Origin of the sequence: Streptomyces solincola (assembly GCF_002982015.1) — a bacterium.
In the GTDB taxonomy this organism is placed as follows: domain Bacteria; phylum Actinomycetota; class Actinomycetes; order Streptomycetales; family Streptomycetaceae; genus Streptomyces; species Streptomyces solincola.
Genome location: NZ_PVLV01000596.1, coordinates 1 through 3813 on the forward strand (window position 1 = coordinate 1; position 3813 = coordinate 3813).

At 77.0% G+C, this 3813-nt stretch carries 3 protein-coding genes and 2 pseudogenes; 1 reads left to right on the top strand and 4 read right to left on the bottom strand.

Features of this window, described 5'->3' with window-relative positions; all coding sequences use genetic code 11:
- The 4 genes and pseudogenes from C6N75_RS31890 to C6N75_RS27930 all read right to left on the bottom strand — a co-directional run.
- Positions 1–237 (bottom strand): annotated as a pseudogene (locus tag C6N75_RS31890) (ATP/GTP-binding protein); the annotation flags it as partial.
- Positions 218–610 (bottom strand): DUF742 domain-containing protein, encoded by a 393-nt coding sequence (locus tag C6N75_RS27920; protein ID WP_105871640.1) that lies wholly within the window; start codon positions 608–610, stop codon positions 218–220. The gene C6N75_RS27920 and the pseudogene C6N75_RS31890, both read right to left, overlap by 20 nt.
- Positions 607–1041 carry a roadblock/LC7 domain-containing protein gene (locus C6N75_RS27925; protein WP_105871641.1) on the bottom strand — a complete coding sequence of 145 codons (435 nt, stop codon included), beginning with the start codon at positions 1039–1041 and terminating at the stop codon, positions 607–609. The genes C6N75_RS27920 and C6N75_RS27925 overlap by 4 nt, the downstream gene beginning before the upstream one ends.
- Positions 1038–3071 carry a sensor histidine kinase gene (locus tag C6N75_RS27930; protein ID WP_105871642.1) on the bottom strand — a complete coding sequence of 678 codons (2034 nt, stop codon included), beginning with the start codon at positions 3069–3071 and terminating at the stop codon, positions 1038–1040. The genes C6N75_RS27925 and C6N75_RS27930 overlap by 4 nt, the downstream gene beginning before the upstream one ends.
- A gap of 270 nt (positions 3072–3341) precedes the next feature.
- Between C6N75_RS27930 and C6N75_RS27935 the strand changes: the two are divergent.
- Positions 3342–3813 (top strand): annotated as a pseudogene (locus C6N75_RS27935) (hypothetical protein); the annotation flags it as partial.

A 3813-nucleotide genomic window follows, 5' to 3' on the forward strand; every position in this document is an offset into this window, starting at 1 on the left:
GACCCCGCTGGTGTCGTCCACCGCCTCGCCGGCCCGGGTCATCGTCTCCTCGGTGTTGAGGGGGCGGATCTCGCTGACCGAGCGGACCAGGGTGGTCTTGCCGACGCCGAAGCCGCCGACGACCACGATCTTCAGCCCGTTGTCGGCGGTGGTGGCGAGCGGGGCGCGGGCGGTGCCCGAGGCGGGCGAACGGCCGCCGCCCGGCGTCGCGGTCGCGTCAGAGGTTGCGGAGTCCAACGAGCACCTGCTCCAGGATGTCGGGGTCGGGGAGGCGGTAGCCGCCGGGGCCGCCGGCCGGCGTACGGGGGTGGCGGGCGCTGATCCGGCCGGTGTCGAGCAGGTCGGACAGCAGGATGCGCGTGATGCCCACCGGCAGTCCCAGCTCGGCGGCGACCTCCACGACGGCGGTGGGCCGCCGGCACAGCCGCAGGATCGCCGCGTGCTCGGACTGCATGCCCGGTGTGGGCTCGGACTCCGTGACGACCAGGGTGACCAGGTCGAACGGGGTGTCCGGGCCGGACCGCGTACGGCCGCCGGTCACCGTGTACAGCCGGTCCGGCGACTCGTCGCGGTGGCTGAGGGGCCCCGGCCCCGTACGCCGGGGGCTCACGAGGTCCGGGGCTCGGCGTGCAGATGCTCGCCGAGCTGCTCGACGAGCTCGCTCATGTTGTGCCCGACCAGGCCGACGTCGGAGTCCTCGGCGGCGACCACCGCCAGGTGCGCGCCCTGCCCGGCCTCCACGATCAGCAGGATCCCGCCGTAGAACTCGGCCATCGCCGAGCGGACCCCGCCGCTGCCGTCGCCGAACTCCATGGACGCGCCGTGCGACAGGCTCTGGATGCCGGCGGCGATGGCGGCGAGCTGGTCGGCCTGGTCGACCGACAGCTCGGGGGTGCGGCACAGCTTGAGCCCGTCCCGCGAGAGCACCAGCGCGTGCCGGGCCCCCGGGGTGCGGCTGAGCAGGTTCTCCAGCAGCCAGTCGAGCTTCTCGTCGGTGGTGCCGGTGAGGGCGGACGTGATGCCGTTGGGTCCGGTGGTCATCGAGGGGTGCCTTCCGTGGTGGTGCGTACCGCTTCGCGGAAGCTGCTGAAACGGGCTGCGGCCGGTGCCCCCGGCCGGGACGAGCCCCGGGCGGGGGCCGCCGGGGCGTCGGAGGGCGCACCGCCGGGATGGGCGGCCGCCATGGTCTCGCCGCGCCGCCGCTTGGGCAGCCCGGCGGGCGGGGGCGCGGGCTGGTCGGACGCGACGGGCCCGTCGGCCCCGGCGGCCCCTTCGGACCCGTCGCCCCCGGGACGCGCTTCGGCCGTGCCGTCGGGGGCGGTACGGGTGTGGTCCGAGGTCCCGGACTCCGCCCCGGTCGCGGTCGCGGTCGTGCGGGTCTGTCCGGGTGCGGCTGCCGCTCTCCGGGGGGCCGTCGACCTCCGGGTGGGCAGCGAGGGGCGGCCGCCGGCGGCGGCGGGGGTGTCGGCCGACGAGGCCGGCGCCGGGGCGTCGGCCACCGGCGCGGTACGGGTGCCGGCGGTCGCGTCGGAGGCCGTGTCGGCGGCCGCGTCGGCGGCCGTGTCTGAGGTCGTACGTGCTGCCGTGCCGTCGGTCGTACGTGCCGCCGTGCTTTCGGTCGTACGTGCCGCCGTGCCGTCGGTCGGTCGTGCCGCCGTGCCGTCGGTCGTCTGGGCGGGGGCTTCGGCCGGCGTACGGGCAGGGGTGCGGGTCGCCGTGCTCGGGCGCACGCCGCTCGGACGCACGCCGTTCGGGGTGCGGCTGACCAGCTCGTGCGGGATGCGCACGACCACGCCGGTGCCGCCGCGCGCGGAGGGCCGGAAGGAGACGGCCAGCCCGTGCTTGCGCGCCAGCTTGCCGACGACGGCGAGGCCCAGCCGGGTGCCGGACAGTCCGGTCAGACCGCTGTGGTCGGCGCTGACCGCCTGCTCGGCGCGGCGCAGTTGCACCTCGCTCATCACCAGGCCGCTGTCCTCGATGGTGACGACCAGCCCGGCCGGCACGTCCTCCACGTAGACGTGCACCTCGGCGGTGGGCGGCGAGAACGTGGCCGCGTTGTCGAGCAGTTCGGCCAGCGCGTGCATCACGCCCTCGGCGGCGTGCCCGGCGATCGCGGCGTCGCTGGTGTTGTGCAGCCGGACCCGCTGGTAGCCGCCGATGCGGCCCATCGCGCCGCGCAGGATGGACTCCATGACGATCGGCTTCGCCCAGCGGCGGCCCGACCGCGCGCCCGTGAGCACCGCGACGGAGTCGGCGAGCCGGCCGGCCTGGGCGGTGCGGTGGTCCAGGTGCAGCAGGTCGGTGAGCACGTCCTCGTCGCTGTGCCGGTGCTCCATTTCGCGCAGATCGGCCAGCATGCTGGTGGCCAGCGCCTGCATCCGGCCGGCCGCGTTGGCGCAGGCGGCGATGGCGGCGGCCCGGCTGCTCTCGCTGCGGGCCGCCTCGCCGCGGGCGCGGGCGGCGTCGGCCAGCGCGCGTTCGGCGTCCACCCGGGCGAGGGCGGCGACGCGCTCGGCCTCGGTGCGCGACTCGGCGGCCTCGGCGCGGACGGCGGCGACGGTGCGGTCCGCGTCGGCGCGCAGCTCGGCGACCGCGCGCTCGGCGTCGGCGCGGGCGGCGGCCACGGTCCGGTCCGCCTCGACCCGGACGGCGGCCACCGTGCGCTCGGTCTCCATCCGGACCGCCTCGGCGGTCTGATCGGCCCCGGTGCGGGCCACCGCCACCGCGCGGTCCGCGTAGTCGCGGGCGTCGGCGACCGCCCGGTCCGCCTCCCCGCGGACCCGCTGGGCCTCGGCGCGGGCGTCGGCCGCCACCCGGGCGGCGTCGGCGGAACGCCGGTCGGCCTCGGCGGCCCTGGCGGCGTCCTTCGCCCGCAGTCGGTGCAGCGCGTCCAGCGCGTAGGCGGCGGTGGTGACCGCGGCCGTCAGGAGGACGGCGGCCGCGACCGATCCCCAGGCGACCGGGGCCCGGACGGAGCCGGGGGCGACGGCCACCGCCCCCACGCAGAGGAGGCCGGTGACGGCCGCCGATATCAGCAGGGCCGGCACTACCGGCCGGATGGAGGGGCGCAAATCGTCAGTCCTCGCGGGGGTTCGGGTCCTGAGAATTGTTGGTCACTATAGGAGAATTGACGATCACTTTGGAAAGCAGGTGTGCGCATTCTTACGTAGTGAGAACAAGACCTGCACAGGCTGGCCTGAAACCGCTCTCAGTGACGGTGCCGGGCGCGGGCAACTCCCCGCCCTCCTAAGCTGATCACCGTGTCCATGACGCCTCCGCCCCAGCGACCGCCGTCCCCCATACCGGGCCACGGCCCGGCTCGGGCCTCCCGGTTCCTCCCGGTGGACCACTGGCCGCCCGCGCGCCCGGAGGACGGCGAGCCCACCGCCGTACGGGCGCTGGCGGCCGACTCGGCGGGCGGCCCGCTCGCCGTGGCCGCCACCGAGCGGGGCGCGGTACGGGTCTGGGACACCGCCACCGGCGAGCCCGTTGGACGCCCCTGCGCCGATGACGGCGGCGCCGGCCAGGTGGCCCTGACCCGGCTCGCCGGGCGTCCGATCGCGGTGACCGCCGGCGGCGACGAGGGGGCGGTCCGCCTCTTCGACGTGCTGACCGGCCGCCCGCTCGGCGACCCGCTCACCGACACCGGACCGTCCGCCGCCCTCGCGGTCGCCGCCGCGCGGTCCCCCCTGCTCGTGGCCGGCCTCGGAGAGGACGACGCCCTCGGCGGTCGGGGCGCTCAGGTCCCAGACCCGGGTGGTGCCGTCCAGGCGGCCGGCCACGAGCAGGGGGGACCGCGCGGCGGCGACCGCG